Here is a 20,085-nt window from a genome sequence, read left to right as displayed (position 1 = left end):
CCCTGCCGACCAGCAGTCTTTACCACGCCGCGAAATGGGGTCTGGAAGGCTTCAGCGAATGCCTTCGCCAGGAACTGGAGGGGTTTGGGGTCTTCGTCACACTCATTGAACCGGGCGGCGCTCGCACGAGCTTCAGCCGCAATTTGCAGTACGCGCCGGCGAACCCCGCCTATCAGGACACGCCCGCTGGACAGATTCGCGCGATGTTCGAGAACGCGGGTGACGAGTTGTACACGCTCGATCCGCAGAAGATCGCGCACCGGATCTTCGACACGGCCACGAGCGAGAAGCCACCGCTTCGGGTGGCGCTGGGCGGTGACGCCTTCGGCGTCATCCAGGCGGCGCTCAAGGGCAGGCTGTCTGCCCTTGAAGCGCAGGAGAGTCTGGCGCGATCGGTGGCCTTCGATAGCTGATCGCTGTTTCAGGTCAAGCCCAGGGCGACGGCAAAGCCAGCAGCAGCCATGGCCGCGTACGACGGGAGCACTCTCCATGCGAGCGCCCTACCGCCCAGCGACATCAACAGGACAAGTTTGGTGACCTGATTGACGGATGCGGCGATGAACAAGGCCAGGGTGGCCGAAGCGGCGGTGACGGCGCCCTCGGTCACCAGGCGGCCAATCGAGAGCGTGATCGCATCGACGTCCACCAGACCCGAGGCAGCGGCGGTCAGCATGACGCCAGCATCCCCGAAGCGATCGGCAAGAAAGCGGCCTGCCAGCATCACCGCGGCCAGGAAGGCTGCGAACTGGAGCGCGGAGCGCAGCTGCAATGGGTTGCCAAGCTGAAGTTCGGGCAAGTCGTCGGCGGGCGACCGCGCCGCCAGGAACGTCCCCAGAACACCGCCAGCCACGGCCATGGCCACGAAGATGACCACCGGGTCCCAGCCGATGCCGGGGGCTGCGATGGCGACGAGAGCCGCCATGCGCGCAAACATGGCTGCGCAGGCGAGCGCCGCCCCCGCCGCTGCCAGTGGATGCCAGCCTGGCGTCTGCCCGGCCCAGCGCGCCAACGTGGCCGTGGTGGCGGTGCTCGACACGATCCCGCCGAGCAGCGCTGTGAATACCAGCCCTCGTTTCCTGCCGAGCGAGCGCATCAGGACGAACCCAGCGAACGACAGCACTGCCAGCAGGACAACGGCCCACCAAAGGCGATAGGGATTCAACGCCTCATAGGGGCCAAAGCCACGATCAGGGAGTACGGGCAGTACGACCACGCTGATCAACAGCAACTGCGTGCCGCTGCTGATCTCCGCCTCGGACAGCTTGCCGACGCCGGCGTGCAAGAGCTGCTTGAAACGCAGCAGCGCCAGCACGACCACGGCGGCGACCGCCGAAACGCGCCAAGCGCCACTGGTCGCCAGCGCCCCGATGGCGAAAGTCGCAAGGGCGGCGACGGACGTGGTCAGTCCCATCACGGCATGCATATGCGCCGTCACCAGGTAGCCCACCACCAGATACACCCCGACGAGTACGAGCAGCGCGATGAGCATGCCGGCTCCCCAGCGCTGGGCCAGCAGCCCGCCAAGGCCGCCGAGCAGGCCGATCAGCGCAAAGGTGCGAACGCCCGCGACGCGATGTCCCTCGGGCCGCTCGCGTTGCTGCCATCCCCGTTCCAGGCCGATCAGAAGTCCCGAAGCGAGTGCCAGCCCGAGCCCGACCAGCGCGGGATCATCGAATTCACTCATCGTCGAACCTGGACGCGGTCACGGATGAAATCACGCTGCAGTCCCAGCGAAGCATCGGTGCGCGCCATCGACACCTGGGGATCGGTCTCGATGCCGCTCAAGGCGCGAATGGCATCGATGGTCTCGGGGATTACGATCGCCTGGTTGAAGACCTGGTAGGTGTAGTACGCCTGATCGCCATCGACCGAAAGCACGTCCTCCCACAACGCGACCTCCCACAGGTCGCCGCGCGGGCGGCCGAGATCGGCCATCAGTTCCACCGTGCTGTTGAGGGCCACGAGACCATCCGAGGATCGCACGAACGCGATCCGTGGCGCAGCGCGAAAGGCCGCCAGCACCTCGTCGCGCGTGGCCGGCCTCGTCAGTTCGACCCACCAGGTGTGCAGGTGGCTGCTGTTGTGCGGCGCCTTGACCGCGATCGTGACGACGTCCAGGTCCGGGATCACAGTGCGCGCGTCCGGTCCCTGATGGCTGGGGATCGTCTTCTCCGGCACGAGCGTGTTGATGATGCCCTCCGCATGCGCCTCCCACGGGTCGGAAGCCCGGCGGATCAGCGTCCCGCGGGCTCGCTTGAGCAGGCCCGCTGTCCGAAGCGCCCCCAGGGTGCGCACGATCGACGTCGTGTTGCAGGACACCACCCGGGTGGAGGTGCGGCCGATCGCGGTTGCGTAGTTCTCCTGCGCGACGAACGAATGACCGGTCAACGCGTGGGACTCGCCGCCATGGAAGATGGACTTCACACCGGCAGCGTCGTACGCCCTCTTGTTGACCGCGGCGACTTTCTTGGGTGTGCAATCGACCACGACGTCCGCGTTGGCGAGCAGGTCGGCCAGATCGCCCGCGACAGGAAGCCCCGCAGCACGCATCGATTGTGCGGCTTCAGCGGTCGCCGCGTAAATCGGGAAAGCGCGCTGCGCGGCCACCTGCAGGCGATAGTCGTGCACCACATCCGCGACGCCGGCTAGCGCCATGTCCTCCTGGAGTGCGACCGCATCCGCCACCCGCTTGCCGATCACACCGTATCCGTTCACCGCCACTCTGACCTTGTTCATGCCTGACTCCTTGCTTGATGAGGCGCCTCAGCCGCGGCTGCGCGCGATGGAAAACGTGAACCGGATCGCCAGCGCATAGCCCAGCAGCGCGAGTACCGGCATGTCGCCCCAGCGCGGGCCCACGCCGTGCTGCATCAACAAGCTCGATGCGATGTACAGGCCGAGCGTCACGAGCGCCAGCGCGACGCGACGGCCGAGGCGGTCGATCCCGCTCAGCATCCTGGCATCCGGCTTGATCGACAGTTGCAGCAGGTCACCCTGCCGCAAGACGCTGTGCAGACGCCGCGCCATCAGGGAGGGCAGGGCGTGGGCCGCGTTCCCCAGTTCATATGGCAGACGCTGCGATGCCGCAGACTTGGGCTCGTCGAAGACGCCCGTGGTCGTGTGGCGAGAGATGGCTTCGATGATGGAAAACTCGGGTGCCAGCAGGCGCACCGTCCCTTCGAGCAACAACAGGGTACGCGTGAGCACGAGGAGGTCCCTGGGCAGCCGGACTTCCTGGGTCCGGCCCGCCGCCACGAGCTGCGCGAGAGCACCTGAGAGCGACCAGTCCTTCAGCGGCCTCTGTGCGCAGTCTGCGACCAGGGCACGCACGACAGGCACGAACACGGCCCGATCGGTGCCGTCGCCGAGCAGGCCCAGGTCGAGCCAGGCATCGACCACCCATTCGGCATCCTGCTCGACGAAGGCCAGGGCGAACGCCACCAGCGCCCGCCGCATGTTGCCGTCGACCCGGCCCACGATGCCGAAGTCGTGCAGGCATATGCGGCCATCGTCCATCACGAAGACGTTGCCGGGATGGGGGTCGCCGTGGAAGAAGCCATCGCGGAAGATCTGGGCGACGTAGCTGTCCACGAGTTTGCCCGCGGCCGCCACCGCGGTGGACGAAGGCAGACCGTGCAGGTGAGCTCCGTGGCTGAACTGCTGGACCATGACGGTCGGCGTGCACAGGCCGTCCACCACGTCGGGGATCACGATGTCGGCAGAGCCGCGCCAGGCGTCGGCGAAACGTCGCACGGAAGCTGCCTCGCGCGACAAATCCATCTCGTAGCGGAAGTTGGCCGCAACCTCGTCCACGATGGCTGCCAGCCCCCAGCGACGCAGCGAGGGCACGAGCCCCTGCATGACCAGGACGATGCGGCGCAGGATGCGCATGTCGGTCTCGGCCTGCTCGGCCGCGCCAGGGCGGCGGATCTTCACCACCACTTCCGTCCCGTCCGGCAGGGCTGCACGATGAATCTGGGCGATCGAGGCCGCGGCGAGCGCGTGCATGTCGAAGCGTGCGAAGAGCTGCTGCCATGGGCGGCCGAGCGCCGCCTCGACCTCCTGGACCGCCTGCTCGGGAGGAAACGGCGCCACATTGGCCTGCAGGCTGGCCAGAGCCTCTTGCGCATCGGGCGCCAGAATGTCGGCCCGCAGGCTGAGATGCTGGCCCAGCTTCACGAAGGTCGTGCCCAATCGCTGCAGCACTTCGGCGAAGCGGTCGGCCGCCCGGTGGGTATCGCAGCGCATCAGGCCCCGGTGCCAGGCCACCCAGAGCAGGAACCCGCTCAGGGCCATAGCGATCTGCGTGGCCCGGCGCAGCGCCGAGCGTTGCGTTGGGCGGCCCGCAAGACGCACGGTGGAAACGGGGCGGTTCGGTCGCGTCATGGCTCATCCAACCTGTTGCGCAGGCGGCCCGCATGCCAGGCTGCGATGTTCGAGATGGTCTCGTCGAGGATGCGCGCGATCGCCTCCGACGTATTGAACCCGACATGCGGTGTCACGAGCACACGCGGATGCGTCAGCAGTGGGCTGGATGCCGACCAGCCGGTATCGCAACCCAGTCCGCCGCAGCCCGTGGGCACTTCGGGAGACAGATCCCCTTCCTGTTCCAGCACGTCCAGTCCTGCTGCGGCGACGGTACCTGCCTCCAGTGCGTGCAGCAGGGCGGCGTCGTCGATGAGCGCACCCCGTGCCGTGTTGATCAGTACCATGCCCGGTTTCATGCGCGCGAAGGCCTGGCCATCGAGAAGGTGGTGCGTGGCCTGCGTGGCCGGAACATGAAGGCTCAGAACATCGCTGCTTTGCAGGATCTGCTCCCACGTCACCACGCGGACGCCGGCGATGGGTGCTGCCGTGATGTCGAGCGATGGGGCGAGGGCCGGGTCGTACGCGAGAACTTCCATGCCGAAGCCCAGGGCGATACGGGCCACGTGGCGCCCGATCCGGCCCAGCCCGACGATGCCCAGCGTCTTTCCTTCCAGCTCGAAGCCGGTGAGGCCGCGGTAAGCGAAAGAACCTTGGCGCGCCCGCTCGTGGGCTTGTGTCAGATGGCGAGCCACGCCCAGCAGCAGCGCGAAGGCATGTTCGGCGACGCTGGCGGACCCATAGTCCGGCACGTTGCACACGGCAATGCCGCGTCGGCGGCAAGCCTGCAGGTCGATGTGATCGAAGCCCGCGGAGCGCGTTGCCACGAGCCGCACGCGCGGCAGCAACCGGAGCACCGATTCGTCAACGCGCGTGCGCACGAAGACGCACAGCACCTCGGTGTCTTCATCGCCGACATCGGATACCACCAGGCGTTCGTTCTGGACGAAGTGCGCGTGCCAGTGGGTCGGAAGCCGTTGCTGCAGCGCGGCCTGGTCCGCCGGTGCGATGTCGGAGAACAGAACGGACAGACGGTTTTGTGCGGTCATGAGCCCTCCTCGATTACCCGGTGCAGGGACAGGATGCAGAACGCGGCGATGAAGTGCCCGGTCTTGGTGCCTTGCGCGAGTTCCGCTTGCGCGAATACCGTCGGCAGCCGGCCGGCGACCGCATCGCGCATGGTCTCGAATCCGTCGAGCAACTGAACCGTGAAGAACGCCGCGCGGCGCATCGGGCCCTGCGTGCGGCCGCAGTCCGCGTAGGCCAGTGCGGGCTTGAATCTGGCCGGAGGATTCGTCATGGCACGGCCAGCCTCGCTCGGGGCTCACGGAACTGCCACAGCACGATGAAGCTGAGCACAGCGGCAAAGAAGCACCACACCGAGATGAACCAGGTTGCATAGAACATGTAGGCGGCGATTGCGGAGACAAAGGCGGCCACCCCAAAAGCCGCCACGCGCCGGTGGCTAGAAACCATCAGGCTTGCGCAGGTGCCGATCAGATACAGGGCCATCGTGGTCATCACGTAGAAGTGCGGAGAGTCGTAGAGGATGTGCTGGCCGACCACGCGGGCCGTGATGGGCAGCTTCACCAGCATCGCCAGCAGGTACAGACCGACGAGCGCGCCCGCGACTGCAATGGCCACCAGAACCCGACGGCGCCAACGGACGCTCTCCAGCGCCAGCGCAGCCAGCGGGACGTAGATCGGCCACAGGACGTGCGAGAAGAACGAGTAGAGATGCGTCAGCGCCACGTTCAGCAAGGGCGCGCGGTCGGGGAACGTCAGCCACAGCATGCCTTCGAGCAGTTGCTGGACCCCGAACAGCAGCGGGATGGCGGCATACGGCAGTTCGCGCCGTGAGCGGGCCCGGCGCATGGTGACGGTCCCCAGGCCCAGCAGAACCGCTGCGGCCGTGAAACTGGCGGGTGCGGAAAAGCACATGGGCAGTCATCTCCCCTCGATCGTGAGCGTCATGGCGAGCGCGGCGCAGCGGCTCATGGCGCGCCGGCTTCCATCAGTTCCTGCACCGCTGTCGCCAGCGGTGCCACCACGCTGATGCCGTTAGAGACATGCGGCACGGTGTCGCAGGTCACCACCCGCTGGGGCCCTGCCGCAAGAAGTGCGTGGTACGCGTCGGCGGCGAACAGGGCGTGCACCCCGATGCACACCGGTGGCGGCAATCCCACGCTGCGCACACTGGCGATTGCCTGGATCATCGTGCGCGCGCTGGACACGATGTCATCGATGAGCACGGGCTGGCGGTCTGCCAGGGCCGCGGTGTCGGGAAGGCTGACCTCCACGTCCTTGTCGCCCCGGCGGATCTTCTGCAACACCGTGAACGGCGCGCCAGCCAAGCGCGCGACTTCCTGGACCCATTGCTCGCTTTCCGCATCGGGTCCGATCAACACGGGACGGTCCACATGGGCTGCGACCCAGGCCGCGATGGCGGGCGCGGACTCGACCACACGGGTCGGCACCCGGTAGACCTCGCCGAGCGAGCGGTAGCGGTGCAGATGGGGATCGACGGTGACGATACCGTCGAACACCGTCGACACCAGCGCAGCGAACGTGCGGGACGTGATGGCTTCGCCCGTGTTGAAGCGCCGGTCCTGACGCAGGTACGCCAGGTACGGGGCAGCCAGCAACACGCGGGTGGCGCCGAGGTCGCGCGCTGCGTCCGCGGCGAACAACAAGGGCAGCGCCTTGGCGTCCGGCTGTGCCAGGCTGGCCACGATCACGACGGTGCGGCCGGTGACGTCGGCGTCCAGCCGCACCAGCGACTCGCCGTCCGGGAACCGGTGCAGTTGCAGGGCAGCCCGCTGCGCGCCCAACGCCCGGATCAGTCCATCGGCGAAGTCTTCGTCGCCCGGCAGGTGAAAAACGAGAGGTTTCATAGGTTCTCCGAAATCTGGAAGATCGGTGGGCGCGAGCGGACGAACTGCAGCGCATAGGCCAGCTCGCCCGGCGCCTGGGCGTGCAGCGTGAAGAGCGGCTGTCCCGCTTCGAGCTGGTCGCCCAGGCGCGCATGCACGTCGATGCCGGCGGCAGCGGCGGTCGGTGCTCCGGCGAGCTTGGCCGCCCGCGCGAGCAGCCGGTTGTCGATTCGGGAGACCCGTCCCGTGGACGGCGATGCGACGGTGTGCCGATGCGTTGCCACCGGGATGCTGCGCAGGCCGCCCTGCTCAGCGCAGATCGCCTGGAACGTGGCCCAGGCGCGGCCGTCGGCCAGCACCTGCGTGGCGAGCGTCAGGCCGCCGCCGGCGGGCGCTGCACCGCCCATTTCGAGGATGTCCGCCGCCAGCCGCAACGCTCGCTCCCGCAGGTCGGCCGGGGCCTCGGGCGTCCCTTGTAGGACGGCCAGCACGTCGCGGGCCTCCAGTGCCGGGCCGATCCCGCGGCCGACCGGCTGCTCACCATCGGTGACGCGCAAGGCCACGTGCAGGCCGATGGCGCTGCCCACCTCCTGCAGGCGCCGACCGAGCGCCGCCGCGGCCTGCGCGCTGCGCACTTTGGCGGTGGCACCCACGGGCAGGTCGATCAGCACATGGGTCGAGCCCGCAGCGGCCTTCTTGGACAGGACCGAGGCGACGAGCTGGCCCTCGCTGTCCAGGTCCAGCGGCCGCTCGACGCGGATGAGGATGTCGTCGGCGGGGCTGAGCCGTACCGAGCCGCCCCAGACGATGCAGCCGCCCGTGCGTTCGACCACGCGCCGCATGCTCCGCACATCCAGGTTCACCGGCGCCAGCACCTCCATTGTGTCGGCCGTCCCGGCCGGCGAGGTGATGGCGCGCGAGGAGGTCTTGGGCATCGTGAGGCCGCAGGCGGCCACGATGGGCACCACGAGCAGGGTCGTGCGGTTGCCGGGCAGGCCGCCGACGCAATGCTTGTCCACCACCAGCGGGCGCCCCCAATCGATGCGGTCACCGACGCCAATCATGGCTTTCGTGAGCGAGACGGTCTCCGCGAGGTCCAGGCGATCGCCGGCGCAGGCGGTGATGAAGGTGGCCAGATGCAGGTCAGAGTAATGGCCCGCCGCGACGTCGGAGATGATGGCGCTGAACTCGGCATCGCCCAGGGCATTGCCGTAGACCTTGGCCCGGACATGGCTGAGCGAATCCAGCGGCGGTGCATGGGTCACCGTGACCAGCTGGCCCGGCTGCGCCCCCAGCGACGCCCATGCCGATTCGGACAGGCCAGCGACGTTCTCGGCCAGCCAATCCCCATCGACGACGCTGAGCGTCGCCACGATGCTGCGGCGGCCGGCCGTCAGCTGCACGCGCGCCTGGGTCGTGAAACCCTCCGACCGGCAGACAGGGCAGTCGCGCCGCATGTAGACCACCGGCTCCTGATGGGTGTCGATGCCGGTGCGCCACGCCTGCAGCGTGTTCACGCCATCCTCTCCGGTGCCGGTGCCGGTGCCGGTGCCGGTGCCGGTCTCGTGCAGGTGCGCCGTCATACCAGATCCACCGTCTGCAGGTACTCGGGCACGGCAACCGACCAGCCCAGTTCATGGTCGATCCGCGCGCGCAGCGCATCGGCCGCCTCCGGCTCGCCGTGGGTCACGAAGGTTCGGCGCGGTGTTTGCGTGAAGCCGCGCATCCACGCGAGGATCTCGTCGGCATCGGCGTGGGCGGAAAGGTTGTCGAGCGAGGCCACCTCGGCGCGGATCGGCACATCCTGGCCATGGATGCGGACGGTGGACGCGCCGTGCACGATCGCGGCGCCACGGGTGCCGCCCGCCTGGTAGCCGGCGAACAGGATGGTGTTGCGATGGTCGGGCGCGAATGACTTGAGGTGGTGCACCACGCGTCCTCCCGTGGCCATGCCACTGGCGGAGATGATGACCATCGGTCCACGACCGGCGCTGAGCGCCTTGGACTCCTCGACCTTGTTGACGATCTTCGCGGCATGGCACATGCCCTCGCATTCCTCGGGCGAGAGCCGGTGCTCGTCGCGATGGGCGTGGTACAGCCGTGTGGCATCGATGGCCATCGGGCTGTCCAGGTACACGGGCAGGTGCTGGTGGATGCGCCCTTGCTTCTTGAGCTGGTAGATGCCGTACATCAGGCTCTGCGCTCGGCCGACAGCGAACGCTGGGATGACCACGACCCCTCCACGGGCGGCCGTCTTGTTGATGACAGTCTCCAGCTGCGCCAGTGCGTCGGACGCTTCATGCTTGCGGTTGCCGTAGGTGGATTCCACCAGCAGGTAGTCGGCGCCGGGGACCTGCACCGGCGGGCGCAGCACCGGGTCGTTGGGCCGGCCGATGTCGCCGGAGAAGAGCACGGATCGCCGGCCGTCGTTGAGGTGCACGAAGGCCGAGCCGAGCATGTGCCCGGAAGGCGTCAACCGCGCGGTGAGTCCGGGCAGCGCCTCGAAGTCCTGAGAGAACGGAGGTGGCGCGAACAGCTTCAGGCAGCGCTCGGCGTCCTCACGGGTGTACAGCGGCAGCGCGGGCTGGTGTTTGGAGAAACCGTGCCGGTTGGCGAACTTCGCCTCTTCCTCCTGCAGATGGCCGCTGTCGGTGAGCAGGATCTTGCACAGCTCGTGCGTCGCGGACGTGCAGTAAACCCGGCCGCGAAAGCCTTGTCGCGCCAGCAGTGGCAGGTAGCCGCTGTGGTCGATGTGGGCGTGGGTGAGCACGACCGCGTCGACGGTCTTGGGCGCGACCGGCAGCGGCTCCCAGTTGCGCAGGCGCAGCTGCTTGAATCCCTGGAACAGGCCGCAGTCCACCAGAATGGTCGCGTCGCCATGGCGCAGCAGGTATTTGGAACCGGTCACGGTGCCGGTGGCACCCAGAAATTGAAGTTGCATGGTAGGTCTCCAAGGATGTTGTCGTTCAAAGAAGGACCGGCCGATCCGGCAACTCGTTGCCGTGGTCCGCGCCCCGCGGAAAGTGCTGCACCAGCAGGTGGCTGACGGCCACGATGCCTTCCAGGGCTCCGGCCTCGAAGCGTCCCTGCGCAAACTGGGCTTCCATGCGCTGGCACACAGCCGACCACCTTTCGGCACCGCAACAGGCATGGATGCCGCGATCGGCCACGATCTCCACGGCCCGGTCGGCCAGCAGCACGTAGATCAGGACGCCGCTGTTGTGCGCCGTATCCCACACACCCAGGCGTGCGAACAGGTCCAGCGCCCGCTCGCCCGGCGATTGGTTGCGCCACAGTGGCGATCCGTCCAGCGCACCCTCGACCACGAAGCGCAGCTGGCCCCCATGCTGGAACTCTCCCGTGCGGATGGCCTGCTCGATCGCATCCAGCGCGCACGGGGGGAAGGCGCGGCGGACTGCGCGATCCGTGGTCGCAAGGTGGCGAAGAAGTCGTTGCATGTTCATCTCACCACCGTCCTGACGCGCCGCCGCCACCGAAGCCGCCGCCGCCGCCGCGGAATCCACCGCCACCACCGCCCAATCCTCCGCCCGGCCAGCCGCCTCCCCGGTGGCGCCCGTCCATGCCGCCGTGGCCACCCATGCCGATGCCCAGCAGCGTGACGAGGAATCCCGCCAGTCCAGCCACCGCGGCCACCGCGAAGGTGCCCACCAACAGCCACGCAGCGGCACCCAGCACGCCAGCCGTGACCAGGGAGCCTGGAAGGCGGCCGAGGGCGTTGCGTAGCACTCCGCCCAGCATCAGGGCCGCGACGAACAGGAAGGGCCAGGCCTGCCCGATGTCGTTGGTCTGCCCCTGCCGCCGTGGGTCCGCCGCAGGCAGGGCCTCGCCATCGATCACCCGCATGATCTGTTCGGCGCCTGCGGCGATGCCGCCGTCGAAATCGCCCTGGCGCAGGCGCGGCGTGATCACCTCGTCGATGATGCGCCGCGATACCACGTCGCTCAGCGCACCCTCGATGCCGTATCCGACTTCGATGCGCACGGTGCGGTCGTCCTTGGCCACCAGGAGCAACGCGCCGTCGTCCACCTTGCGACGGCCGAGCTTCCATTGCTCTACCACCCGCAGGGCGTACTGCTCGACGGGTTCGGGCCGCGTCGAGCGGACCATCAGCACGGCGATCTGCACGCCCTTGCGTTGCTCGAAGGCCCGAAGCTGCGCATCCAGCGCGGCGACACGATCGGCGGCGAGCGTTCCCGTGAGATCGGTGACGCGCGCCTGCAGCGGAGGAACGGCGACCAACTCCTGCGCGGACGCGACCGAAAGGAACAGGCTCAGCAGCAGCCAGGCCAGAGCGTGGGCCAGCCGAAGAGGGGCCGCCGGAGAGAGCACCACTGTTCTGGGCGTTCTCATGTCAGGGGCGCGCCGCCGGCGCCGAGGCGCCGAAATCGACCTGTGGCGGCGCCGCCATGGCCTTCTCGTCGGCGACCGAGAAATTGGGCTTGACGACGTAGCTGAACAGCTTGGCCGTGATGTTGGTCGGGAAGCTGCGCGTGAGCACGTTGTAATCCTGCACCGCCTTCACGTAGCGCCCACGCGCCACGGTGATGCGGTTCTCCGTGCCCTCAAGTTGGGCACGCAGGTCTTGAAAAGCCTGGTTCGCCTTGAGTTGCGGGTAGTTCTCGCTCACCACCAGCAGCCGGCTCAGCGCGCCGGACAGTTCGCTCTGTGCCGCCTGGAACTTCTGGAACGCCTCGGGGTTGTTGACGAGTTCCGGCGTGGCCTGGATCGAGGTCGCCTTCGCGCGGGCCTCGACCACCCGGGTCAGCGTCTCCTGCTCGAAGTTGGTCTCGCCCTTGACGGTCGCGACGATGTTGGGGATCAGGTCGGCGCGCCGCTGGTACTGGTTCAGCACCTCGGACCAGGCGGACTTGGTCTGCTCGTCCAGCCGCTGGAAGTCGTTGTAGCCGCATCCGCTCAGCGACAGGGCAAGCGCTGCGAGCAGGGACATCAGGATCAGTCTCATGGTTCGGTTTCCGTGGAAGTGAGAAAAGTGCGGGACGGTGAAGCGCTCACCAGGACGGGGTTGGCTGGCCACCAATGCCGCGGAATGAGCAGCAGCGCGAGGGTGGCGGCCAGTGGAATCGACAGCCACGCAAAGGTGCTCTGCATCACAGCGCCGAATAGCCATCCGGTGGCGGCCGATCCCAGTGTTTGTCCGAGGCCGGCTGCCGCGGCGAGCCCTCCCATCGCGATACCGAGCCGCCGCGCCGAGGTGCCGGCAGCGAGGTAGGCCAGGGTGGGGAGCACGAGACCCGTGCCCGCAGCCGTGAAACTCACGCCGACGTACAGCCACATCTCGCTGCCATGGCGGGCCAGCATCAGGAGCCCGGCGATGCCCAGGACCATGCCGCAGGCCAGTACGCGGCGTGGGTCGGCGCGCTCCAGCAGGCCGGTGAAGAACAGCACCGCGTTGACGCCCAGCATCACCAGACTGCACTCGGCGAACATCAACGACACCTCTCGGGAGGAGAGATCGGGGTGGCGCTGGCCCTGCAGCACGATGCCGAGTTCAAAGCCGGCAAGCACGAACATGACCACACCGTTGAGAATCCAGAGCGCCAGGGAGCGGCTCCGGGGTGCTCCGTCGTGATCGGCTGCGTCCGCCTCTCCAAGGGAGGAAGGTGCGGGAAGCGTTGCGGCCAGGCCCAGCATCATCAGCGCGCCGAGCGCGGCCGAGAGTGCGATCACGAGCGTGGTCGATGAGCCCTGTACCAGCACGCTCAAGAAGCCCAGGCCGACAAGCCGTTCTGCAGCGGCGTTCAGGCCGGGGCCGAACAGGAACCCGAGCAGCGACATCGCACCCAGCCATGCAAAGCGCCTGGCGCGAATCGATTCTGGGGTGTACTGCGCGACGAGCGCCGGCACCACCGGCACGACCGCGGCCACAAAAAAGCCCGTCGCGCCGCGCAGCGCATAGATGCCGACCACGCCCAGGGCCTCGGGGCGCAGCAGCGGGAGCAGGCTGGCCACGTAGCCGATCAGGCCCACCAGCAACACGCGGGCACGCCCCAGCCTGTCCGCCAGCATGCCCCACAGGGGCGCACCCAGCAGGATGCCCGCCGTGTAGATGCCGCTGAGGTAGCCGACATGGCGCGCAAGCGCCCCAGGATCCGCGTCGCCCATCAAGGGCCGCAGCCAGTCGGGGATCAAGGGCATCAGTGCCCCATATCCGGCCGAGACGACGAATACGGCCGCAGCGAGCCAACCCAGCTGCGCGACGCCGAGGTCTTGCTGGCGGGTGGGCCCGGATTCGCGCGGTGATCGCATGGCGCGGCTCTCTACCATGGTGGCCCGCCGCTCAGGCTGACGCGGCCGCTGGGACACTGGCACGCGACGTCACGCGCTTGATCCCCGGCAGGCGCGTGCGCTTGAGCATCAGCGCATTGATCGCGACGATCGCGGAACTGCCCGACATGGACAATGCAGCGACCTCGGGCGACAAGGTGAACGGATACAGCACCCCGGCCGCCAGCGGGAAGGCGATCACGTTGTAGGCCACGGCCCACCAGAGGTTCTGGTGCATCTTGCGCAGCGTCGCCCGGGACAGTTCGATGGCCCCGACCACGTCGTAGGGGTCACTCTTCATCAACACCACCTGGGCGCTTTCCATCGCAACGTCCGTCCCCGCGCCAATCGCAAAGCCCACGTCGGCCTGCGTCAGCGCCGGAGCGTCGTTGATGCCGTCGCCGACCATGCCGACCTTGTGACCCTGCTGCTGCAGTTCCTTGATCTTGGAGGCCTTCTGCCCGGGCAACACATCCGCAAGCACGATGTCGATGCCCAGTTCCTTGCCGATGCGCTCGGCGGTCGCCTGGTTGTCGCCGGTCAGCATCGCGACCTTCACGCCGCGTGCCTGCAGCTTGGCGATCGTCTCGCGCGAGGTCGGCCGCACGGCATCGGCGATCGCGATGAGGCCGATCAGCCGGCCACCGCGCGCGACGTGGACCACAGTGCGCCCCCCGCCTTGCAGCCGCGCCGCCTCGCTGGCAAGGGGAGCCAGATCCACCTGTTCCGACTGCATCAGCAGCCGGTTGCCCAGGAGCACCGTCTCGCCCCCGATAGTGGCCCGTGCGCCTTGCCCATCGATGTTGGTGAAGTTCTCGGTGACCTCCGTCGGCATGTCTCCCGCACGCTTGAGCACTGCGAGCGCGAGGGGGTGCTCGGAGAACTTCTCCACCGCGGCGGCCGTCGCCAGAAGCCGCGTCTCCTCGACACCGGGCGCGGCCACCATCTCGACGACATCGGGCTGCCCCAGTGTCAAGGTGCCGGTCTTGTCGAACACCACGACCGTCAACTTGGTGGCGTTCTCCAATGCGGCCGCATTCTTGAAGAGAATGCCGTTCATTGCGCCCAGCCCGGTCCCGACCATGATGGCCATCGGGGTGGCCAGCCCCAGCGCATCAGGGCATGCGATCACGAACACGGTGATGGTCAAGGTGAGTGCGAACAGTAATGTCTGTCCCATCACCCAGTACCAGACGCTGAAGGTCAGCAGGCCAATCACGATCGCCGCCAGCACCAGCCACTGGGATGCGTGGTCGGCCAGCAGCTGGCCGGGGGCCTTCGAGTTCTGGGCCTCCTGGACCAGCTTGACAATCTGCGCCAAGGCCGTGTCCGCGCCGACCTTCGTGGCCTTGTAGCGAAAGCTCCCGCTCTTGTTGATGCTGGCGCCTACGACGGTGCTGCCCACGCCCTTCTTGACCGGCATGGACTCGCCCGTCAGCATCGACTCGTCCACTTGCGACGCGCCCTCGACGATCTCGCCATCCACCGGGATCTTGTCGCCGGGCTTGATCACGACCAGTTCCCCGGCTGCAACCTCGGCGGTCGGTACCTTGGTCTCCACCCCGTTGCGCACGACCGTGGCCATGGGTGGGGCGAGATCCATCAACGCGCGAATCGCGTCGGATGCGCCCGCGCGGGCGCGCATCTCCAGCCAGTGCCCCAGCAGGATGAAGACCAGCAGCACCGATGCCGCTTCATAGAACACCTCACCCTCGTAGAAGAAGGTCGCGCCGATGCTGAACAGGTAGCCGGTGCCCACCGACAGCACGACCAACGTGGCCATGTTGGCGACGCCGTTGCGCAGCGCGCGCCACGCCGCCACGTAGAAAGGCCAACCTGGATAGATGATCGCGGCACTTGCGAGGAAGAAAAGAAAGAGCTTGTCGTCCAGCCCGAACGGCGTCTGGAAGTCGCCGAACATCTTCCCCATCGGGGAATAGAAGAACACGGGAATGGCGAAGACCAGGGCCACGAAGAAGCGATTGCGCATGTCCCGAGCCATGTCCTGCATCGAGCCCGACCCGTGGCCCATGTCGTGCATCATGTCGTCCATCGCAGGGTCGCCTGCGTGGGCCTGGTGCGCAGCATGGGCGGCGGGCGTCGTGGCCGCAGCCTTCGCGCGTGCGGCCGTGGCGGGGGCATGCGCGTGGTGCCCCTCATGCCCCATCTCTTGCGCCTGACGTGCGGGTGCGCCGTGATGGCCGTGCACCGCATGGCTGGGGTCGGCAGAGACGCCAGCGGCGGGCGCGCACACGTGCTTGGGCGTCTGCTCGCCACGGCAGTGATAGCCGCATTCGGCGATGCGCTGGCGCAGATCCTCGACACTGAGTTGTCCCTCATCGAGATGGACCGTTGCGCTTCCCGCAACATAGTTGACATCTGCATGATGGACGCCGGGAAGCTGCAGCAGCTTGCGGCGTACTCCCTCCGCGCTCAGGCTCGATACGAGCCCTCCGACTTCAACGTTGATCGACTTCATGGCTGTTCTTCCTGTTCGCTGTGTTCGTGGTCTCAACGAGCGAGTCGGCCCGAGTCCAGGCAGTCCTGCGAGAACTCGAAGACGATCTCCCGGTCGGGAGCGATGACCTTGTGCTTCTTGCCGGCGTAATGCAGCCGGGAGAGGATGTCTCTGATCAGGTTGAGCCTCGCCAACCGTTTGTTGTCGGCGTGCACGACAGACCAGGGCGCCGCGGCCGTATGGGTGCGCATGAACATCTCGTCGCGCGCCCGTGTATAGCCGTCCCAGTGCTTCAGCGCGACGGCATCCACCGGGCTCGACTTCCACTGTTTGAGGGGATCACGGCGGCGTTCCCCGAGCCGGCGGCTCTGCTCCTTCTTGCCGATGTCGAGGTAATACTTCAGCAGCTTGATACCGGAGTTGACCAGCATCTCCTCGAACTTGGGCACTGAGTTCATGAATTCCTCGTGCTCCTCGGCGGTACAGAAGCCCATCACCGGTTCCACGCCCGCACGGTTGTACCAACTGCGGTTGAACACCACGAGCTCTTCGCCAACTGGCAGGTGCGGGACGTAGCGCTGGAAGTACCAGCCCGTGCGATCCCGGTCGGAGGGCTTTCCTAGCGCGACGACCCGTGTTTCCCGAGGACTCAGGTGTTCGACCAGCCGCTTGATGCTGCCGTCCTTGCCTGCGCCGTCCCTTCCCTCCAAGAGGATCAGGATACGGTCGTTGCATTTGATGAAATGCCGCTGCAGTTTCACCAGTTCGATCTGCAGCATGTGCAACTGTGCTTCGTAGTCCTCGCGGCCGATCGAGCGTGTCGCTGTCTCGTCGCGCGCTGAGCCGTGGGCAGTGCCGGTGCCGTCCACATCGGCCTTGTGCTTGGCGCCTTTGGCGCCCTTCTTGTTCTTTGCCATGGGTTCTCCGTTAGGTCTGGTCGCAGGCGATCAGCATTGCGTGTGTCGACGCCCGGCGGGGCGCGGCGCTCATGTCCGCATCCGAACGGGAGCCGCAGCCATCGCCTTGTCCGTAGGCTGCAGCCAGGTACGGTCGATTGATGCGCTGACGCCAGCGGGTCTTCTTCATGTCAGCCTCGCTGGCGCGTGTCCGAGAGGGAGGGAAGGAAGCGCGGCGTGCGCGCGGCATAGGCGTCGAACTCGGCGCCGAACTGCTTGCGCATGTCCTTCTCCTCGTTGACAGCCAGCCTCGAATACATCACGACGAGGAAGGGGAACATCAGCAGCGTCAACAGCGTCGGCCACTGCAGCAGAAAGCCGAAAAGGATCGCCACGAAGGCCACATACTGCGGGTGCCGAATCCTGGCGTATGGGCCGCTCACGGCAAGTTGGGCGTGCCGTTGCGCGTGGTAGAGCACCGTCCAGGCGCTCGACAGAAGCCAGAAGCCGCCCCCGATGAAGATGTAGCTCGCGATATGAAGCGGGCTGAAGTGAGGGTCGCCGCTCTCGCCCAGCAGGGTCGACCAGAGATGGCCGCTGTTGTGCGACAGCAAGTCCAGACTGGGATACTTGGTCTGAAGCCAGCCGGACAGCACGTACAGCGTCAGCGGAAAGCCGTACATCTCGACGAACAAGGCAACAATGAACGCTGCGAATGTCCCGAAGGTTCTCCAGTCGCGCGAGGTCTGCGGTTTGAAGAAGCTGAAGGCGAACATGATGAAGACCGCCGAGTTCACGAGGACGAGCAGCCAAAGCCCATAAGCGGGCGCATCGTGGTTCATTTGCGCTCTCCCGGGTACGGTGGATTCGCCTTGCTACCGTCGCCTGGTACGGCATGGCGATGCATCAGCACATGAGCGATGACGCAAGTCGCCAGGAGGACCAGTGGCAGCGCGGCCAGGTAGTGCCCGCGGTGTTCCGTCAGCAGCATGTAGATGCTCACGGCCAGGAAGACCAGAAAGCCCAGGAACCATCGCGAGCGCGAAAACCTTGGACCGGTGCGGTGAGAAGTTGTCATGGTCGTCCTCCTCACTTCGCCGGCTCAGGCATCCGGTCCATCATCATCTGCATCATGGACTGGCACATGTCCATGCGCATTTCGAGCATTTGCTGCCGCTCAGCTGTCGGCGCCGACTCGGCTCCATCCTTCATTGCGCCCATCATCGCCATGCCAGCCCGCATGGCCTGCATGTGTTCGGCCATGAGCGCCTTGCGCTGCGCAGGCGTCTTCGCAGCCACCATCCGTTCGTGCATGGCCTGCATCGACTTCAGTTGCGCATCCATGCCCTCGGTGGTCGGCGCCCTTGGCGTCTCGGCCGCGGTCGGACTCGCACCTGCGGGGTGATGGGCCTGATGGTTGTCCTGCGCGAACGCAGACAAGGTGACCAGTGCGGCGCCAACGATGGCCGCGATCGAATGCGTGAATTTCATTTCTCTCTCCTTTAGCCGCGGGTGCCTGCCATTGGGGCGAAACCGATGTCGCCGCAAGCGGACAAAGCCCTATGAAAACTCCGTAGTCGGGTACAGAGTCAAGGCTTATGAGTTGTGCGCCGGGTGTGACCGACACGGCAACTCAAAGGAGGCGCTACAGCGCGAGACGCTCGAACAGCAGCCACGACGGCCGCTTGGGAGGTGGTCGCTGGTGACCCCTCGATGGGATGGCTCGCAGAGCCAACGTCGGAGCCAGCAGCTGGTCTCCATAGGCGGGAGGCGCCAAACCGACGAGGTCGAACGCGAAGGTTGGTGCTTTCTGAATGGCGGACTGGTTGACGTCGCCGCAGAGCTTCAGGCACGGGGCCTTCGACGGGTCGTGGGAACCTTCTTCGTGCTCACCATTGAGGCCTTCATGATTTCCATGCCCGGACGATGGGACATGCTCATACCCGACAGCATGCCGATGTTGCTGCGGCGACTCCAGAAGGCAGGCATTGGCCACCCCGGCCCCGAGCGCAAACAGCCATACCCCGAGCACCATCCACGCGATGGCGCGAATCCTGCGGTGGTTGAGAAGTGTGCGCATGTGCGGCCTATTGACCCATTGACACCTGTGATCCTATTCCCAACTGAGCTGCGGGAAATTGATTTGGATCAAATGGAGGCAAGGGTCAACTACGCGGTACTGCGTTATTCTGTGTTGCTCGTGAATAGACAGTGGATCGCTCGATGAACGAAGGTTTGGGTGATTGGATGACGGTTGGCAGGCTGGCGAAGGTCGCTGGCGTCGGCGTGGAGACAATCCGCTACTACCAGGGACGCGGCCTGTTGCCGATCCCGAAGAACGCCGGCAGCTTCCGGCGCTACCCCGCTTCGATGATCCAGCGGATCGGCTTCATCAAGCGCGCTCAGAGCCTTGGGTTCTCGCTGGACGAGGTGAAGTCGCTCTTGGATCTGGAGGATGGGCGGAATCGCCGGGCTATTCAGACGGTGACACGGCGGCGCCTTGACCAGATCGATGAGAAGGTTGGCGACCTTCAGCGCATGCGAGGCGCTCTGAGAGACATGCTGGAGAGGTGCGAAGACACGGGAGAGGCGCTTCCTTGCCCTATCATTGCTGCGCTCATGGGGCCTTTGAATACGTCCGAATGATTGCGCGCTGTGAGGAACAGACGAGACCCAAGGAAAGCGAACGAGGCCTGTCGCACTTCGTTGGTAATGGTCGTGCGGACTGTTCGCTGCACAAAAATGCCGAATGAATTTTCAGCAATCTCACGGCCGACTTAGGGCTACGCTGAACAAGCCCTCGAAATTTCCCGCGCGAACGCGGAAGACGCCATTTTTTGGATTTTGTGGCCTCTTGCGCCGCCCATTTGGGCCGTTCGCAGGGCCTTGAGGCCCGATTTCCACCCTTACGGGCGCACCTGTCCCTGCAGTCGCCCTCGGGCAAGGAAAATGTTGGCCAGCGCCAAGGCCGTGAATGCGCGTGTGGCGTTCTTCTGCAGCCCGCGGTAGCGCACCTTGGTGAATCCCCACAGGCGCTTGACCACCCCGAACACATGCTCTACCCGAGCGCGGATGCGTGACTTGTTGCGGTTCTTGGCCCGCTGAACTTCGTCCACCTCGCCTGCACGGCGGGTGCGCTGGTTGGTGAAGTCTTTGGCTTGGGGCGCCTTGCCCCGGATCAGAGCCT

General features: G+C 66.4%; 23 protein-coding genes. 2 read left to right on the top strand and 21 right to left on the bottom strand.

Annotated elements, in window-relative coordinates; genetic code table 11:
- Nucleotides 1–413 (top strand): SDR family NAD(P)-dependent oxidoreductase (locus Q0654_RS10670; RefSeq protein WP_298853664.1); only part of this gene is annotated, 413 nt, incomplete at its 5' end.
- An 8-nt stretch (nt 414–421) separates the two neighbouring features.
- Here Q0654_RS10670 and Q0654_RS10665 read toward each other — a convergent pair.
- The 20 genes from Q0654_RS10665 to Q0654_RS10570 all read right to left on the bottom strand — a co-directional run bounded on the left by Q0654_RS10665 (nt 422) and on the right by Q0654_RS10570 (nt 18,978).
- Nucleotides 422–1,684 (bottom strand): MgtC/SapB family protein, encoded by a 1,263-nt coding sequence (locus Q0654_RS10665; RefSeq protein WP_003121546.1) that lies wholly within the window; start codon nt 1,682–1,684, stop codon nt 422–424.
- Nucleotides 1,681–2,736: a type II glyceraldehyde-3-phosphate dehydrogenase gene (locus Q0654_RS10660; protein ID WP_003121545.1), complete on the bottom strand. Its 1,056-nt coding sequence runs from the start codon at nt 2,734–2,736 to the stop codon at nt 1,681–1,683. The genes Q0654_RS10665 and Q0654_RS10660 overlap by 4 nt, the downstream gene beginning before the upstream one ends.
- A gap of 27 nt (nt 2,737–2,763) precedes the next feature.
- Nucleotides 2,764–4,386, bottom strand: coding sequence for an AarF/UbiB family protein (locus Q0654_RS10655; protein WP_009516034.1), 1,623 nt, complete (start codon nt 4,384–4,386; stop codon nt 2,764–2,766).
- A complete protein-coding gene (locus Q0654_RS10650) occupies nt 4,383–5,414 on the bottom strand; it encodes a hydroxyacid dehydrogenase (RefSeq protein ID WP_003121543.1) in 1,032 nt (343 codons plus the stop codon). The genes Q0654_RS10655 and Q0654_RS10650 overlap by 4 nt, the downstream gene beginning before the upstream one ends.
- The gene (locus tag Q0654_RS10645) at nt 5,411–5,596 is read right to left on the bottom strand and encodes a hypothetical protein (protein WP_003121542.1); all 186 of its coding nucleotides are present in this window, start codon (nt 5,594–5,596) and stop codon (nt 5,411–5,413) included. Before Q0654_RS10645 ends, Q0654_RS10650 begins: the two co-directional genes overlap by 4 nt.
- Before the next feature lie 65 nt (nt 5,597–5,661).
- A complete protein-coding gene (locus tag Q0654_RS10640) occupies nt 5,662–6,306 on the bottom strand; it encodes a DUF6629 family protein (RefSeq protein ID WP_003121541.1) in 645 nt (214 codons plus the stop codon).
- Nucleotides 6,307–6,359: 53 nt separating this feature from the next.
- Nucleotides 6,360–7,259 carry a ribose-phosphate pyrophosphokinase gene (locus Q0654_RS10635; protein WP_015012972.1) on the bottom strand — a complete coding sequence of 300 codons (900 nt, stop codon included), beginning with the start codon at nt 7,257–7,259 and terminating at the stop codon, nt 6,360–6,362.
- Entirely contained in the window at nt 7,256–8,821 is a 1,566-nt protein-coding gene (locus Q0654_RS10630) for a thymidine phosphorylase family protein (protein WP_298853638.1), read from the bottom strand. The genes Q0654_RS10635 and Q0654_RS10630 overlap by 4 nt, the downstream gene beginning before the upstream one ends.
- Nucleotides 8,818–10,179 (bottom strand): MBL fold metallo-hydrolase, encoded by a 1,362-nt coding sequence (locus tag Q0654_RS10625; protein ID WP_298853636.1) that lies wholly within the window; start codon nt 10,177–10,179, stop codon nt 8,818–8,820. The genes Q0654_RS10630 and Q0654_RS10625 overlap by 4 nt, the downstream gene beginning before the upstream one ends.
- A gap of 25 nt (nt 10,180–10,204) precedes the next feature.
- Nucleotides 10,205–10,768, bottom strand: a complete 564-nt coding sequence (locus Q0654_RS10620) for a TPM domain-containing protein (RefSeq protein ID WP_228490203.1) — start codon at nt 10,766–10,768, stop codon at nt 10,205–10,207.
- Nucleotides 10,704–11,609 (bottom strand): TPM domain-containing protein, encoded by a 906-nt coding sequence (locus tag Q0654_RS10615; RefSeq protein ID WP_060784750.1) that lies wholly within the window; start codon nt 11,607–11,609, stop codon nt 10,704–10,706. Before Q0654_RS10615 ends, Q0654_RS10620 begins: the two co-directional genes overlap by 65 nt.
- A gap of 1 nt (nt 11,610) precedes the next feature.
- A complete protein-coding gene (locus tag Q0654_RS10610) occupies nt 11,611–12,222 on the bottom strand; it encodes a LemA family protein (protein WP_003090252.1) in 612 nt (203 codons plus the stop codon).
- A complete protein-coding gene (locus Q0654_RS10605; protein WP_298853613.1) occupies nt 12,219–13,544 on the bottom strand; it encodes an MFS transporter in 1,326 nt (441 codons plus the stop codon). The genes Q0654_RS10610 and Q0654_RS10605 overlap by 4 nt, the downstream gene beginning before the upstream one ends.
- A gap of 13 nt (nt 13,545–13,557) precedes the next feature.
- Nucleotides 13,558–16,023 carry a heavy metal translocating P-type ATPase gene (locus tag Q0654_RS10600; protein ID WP_006226038.1) on the bottom strand — a complete coding sequence of 822 codons (2,466 nt, stop codon included), beginning with the start codon at nt 16,021–16,023 and terminating at the stop codon, nt 13,558–13,560.
- Nucleotides 16,024–16,055: 32 nt separating this feature from the next.
- A complete protein-coding gene (gene ppk2, locus Q0654_RS10595) occupies nt 16,056–16,919 on the bottom strand; it encodes a polyphosphate kinase 2 (protein WP_003090242.1) in 864 nt (287 codons plus the stop codon).
- A gap of 10 nt (nt 16,920–16,929) precedes the next feature.
- Complete coding sequence (locus tag Q0654_RS10590; RefSeq protein WP_010791738.1) at nt 16,930–17,088, bottom strand: hypothetical protein; 159 nt, start codon at nt 17,086–17,088, stop codon at nt 16,930–16,932.
- 1 nt (nt 17,089) lies between these two features.
- Nucleotides 17,090–17,740 (bottom strand): isoprenylcysteine carboxylmethyltransferase family protein, encoded by a 651-nt coding sequence (locus Q0654_RS10585; protein ID WP_003090238.1) that lies wholly within the window; start codon nt 17,738–17,740, stop codon nt 17,090–17,092.
- Nucleotides 17,737–17,976: a DUF2933 domain-containing protein gene (locus Q0654_RS10580; RefSeq protein WP_003090237.1), complete on the bottom strand. Its 240-nt coding sequence runs from the start codon at nt 17,974–17,976 to the stop codon at nt 17,737–17,739. The genes Q0654_RS10585 and Q0654_RS10580 overlap by 4 nt, the downstream gene beginning before the upstream one ends.
- Before the next feature lie 11 nt (nt 17,977–17,987).
- Nucleotides 17,988–18,389: a hypothetical protein gene (locus Q0654_RS10575; RefSeq protein WP_003090236.1), complete on the bottom strand. Its 402-nt coding sequence runs from the start codon at nt 18,387–18,389 to the stop codon at nt 17,988–17,990.
- 154 nt (nt 18,390–18,543) lie between these two features.
- Entirely contained in the window at nt 18,544–18,978 is a 435-nt protein-coding gene (locus tag Q0654_RS10570; protein WP_155714379.1) for a hypothetical protein, read from the bottom strand.
- A gap of 143 nt (nt 18,979–19,121) precedes the next feature.
- On the opposite strand from Q0654_RS10570, the gene Q0654_RS10565 reads away from it, so the two are divergent.
- The gene (locus Q0654_RS10565; protein ID WP_003090234.1) at nt 19,122–19,544 is read left to right on the top strand and encodes a MerR family DNA-binding protein; all 423 of its coding nucleotides are present in this window, start codon (nt 19,122–19,124) and stop codon (nt 19,542–19,544) included.
- Nucleotides 19,545–19,804: 260 nt separating this feature from the next.
- On the opposite strand, the gene Q0654_RS10560 is transcribed toward Q0654_RS10565, so the two are convergent.
- A partial coding sequence (locus Q0654_RS10560) for a transposase (RefSeq protein WP_298853566.1) occupies nt 19,805–20,085 on the bottom strand: 281 nt, incomplete at its 5' end.

The organism is uncultured Aquimonas sp., from assembly GCF_937888285.1.
In the GTDB taxonomy this organism is placed as follows: domain Bacteria; phylum Pseudomonadota; class Gammaproteobacteria; order Xanthomonadales; family Xanthomonadaceae; genus Aquimonas.
The sequence above is the reverse complement of the archived record's forward strand: the minus strand, read 5'-3'. Positions and strand labels throughout refer to the sequence as shown.

What these genes read in the sequence shown, in the direction of transcription:
- Q0654_RS10660 (WP_003121545.1), bottom strand. Translation starts at nt 2,736, where the DNA reads ATGAACAAGGTCAGAGTGGCGGTGAACGGATACGGTGTGATCGGCAAG.
- Q0654_RS10615 (WP_060784750.1), bottom strand. Translation starts at nt 11,609, where the DNA reads ATGAGAACGCCCAGAACAGTGGTGCTCTCTCCGGCGGCCCCTCTTCGG.
- Q0654_RS10635 (WP_015012972.1), bottom strand. Translation starts at nt 7,259, where the DNA reads ATGAAACCTCTCGTTTTTCACCTGCCGGGCGACGAAGACTTCGCCGAT.
- Q0654_RS10630 (WP_298853638.1), bottom strand. Translation starts at nt 8,821, where the DNA reads ATGACGGCGCACCTGCACGAGACCGGCACCGGCACCGGCACCGGCACC.
- ppk2 (WP_003090242.1), bottom strand. Translation starts at nt 16,919, where the DNA reads ATGGCAAAGAACAAGAAGGGCGCCAAAGGCGCCAAGCACAAGGCCGAT.
- Q0654_RS10665 (WP_003121546.1), bottom strand. Translation starts at nt 1,684, where the DNA reads ATGAGTGAATTCGATGATCCCGCGCTGGTCGGGCTCGGGCTGGCACTC.
- Q0654_RS10650 (WP_003121543.1), bottom strand. Translation starts at nt 5,414, where the DNA reads ATGACCGCACAAAACCGTCTGTCCGTTCTGTTCTCCGACATCGCACCG.
- Q0654_RS10605 (WP_298853613.1), bottom strand. Translation starts at nt 13,544, where the DNA reads ATGGTAGAGAGCCGCGCCATGCGATCACCGCGCGAATCCGGGCCCACC.
- Q0654_RS10610 (WP_003090252.1), bottom strand. Translation starts at nt 12,222, where the DNA reads ATGAGACTGATCCTGATGTCCCTGCTCGCAGCGCTTGCCCTGTCGCTG.
- Q0654_RS10625 (WP_298853636.1), bottom strand. Translation starts at nt 10,179, where the DNA reads ATGCAACTTCAATTTCTGGGTGCCACCGGCACCGTGACCGGTTCCAAA.
- Q0654_RS10655 (WP_009516034.1), bottom strand. Translation starts at nt 4,386, where the DNA reads ATGACGCGACCGAACCGCCCCGTTTCCACCGTGCGTCTTGCGGGCCGC.
- Q0654_RS10580 (WP_003090237.1), bottom strand. Translation starts at nt 17,976, where the DNA reads ATGACAACTTCTCACCGCACCGGTCCAAGGTTTTCGCGCTCGCGATGG.
- Q0654_RS10590 (WP_010791738.1), bottom strand. Translation starts at nt 17,088, where the DNA reads ATGAAGAAGACCCGCTGGCGTCAGCGCATCAATCGACCGTACCTGGCT.
- Q0654_RS10575 (WP_003090236.1), bottom strand. Translation starts at nt 18,389, where the DNA reads ATGAAATTCACGCATTCGATCGCGGCCATCGTTGGCGCCGCACTGGTC.
- Q0654_RS10640 (WP_003121541.1), bottom strand. Translation starts at nt 6,306, where the DNA reads ATGTGCTTTTCCGCACCCGCCAGTTTCACGGCCGCAGCGGTTCTGCTG.
- Q0654_RS10585 (WP_003090238.1), bottom strand. Translation starts at nt 17,740, where the DNA reads ATGAACCACGATGCGCCCGCTTATGGGCTTTGGCTGCTCGTCCTCGTG.
- Q0654_RS10565 (WP_003090234.1), top strand. Translation starts at nt 19,122, where the DNA reads ATGAACGAAGGTTTGGGTGATTGGATGACGGTTGGCAGGCTGGCGAAG.
- Q0654_RS10645 (WP_003121542.1), bottom strand. Translation starts at nt 5,596, where the DNA reads ATGCGCCGCGCGGCGTTCTTCACGGTTCAGTTGCTCGACGGATTCGAG.
- Q0654_RS10600 (WP_006226038.1), bottom strand. Translation starts at nt 16,023, where the DNA reads ATGAAGTCGATCAACGTTGAAGTCGGAGGGCTCGTATCGAGCCTGAGC.
- Q0654_RS10570 (WP_155714379.1), bottom strand. Translation starts at nt 18,978, where the DNA reads ATGCGCACACTTCTCAACCACCGCAGGATTCGCGCCATCGCGTGGATG.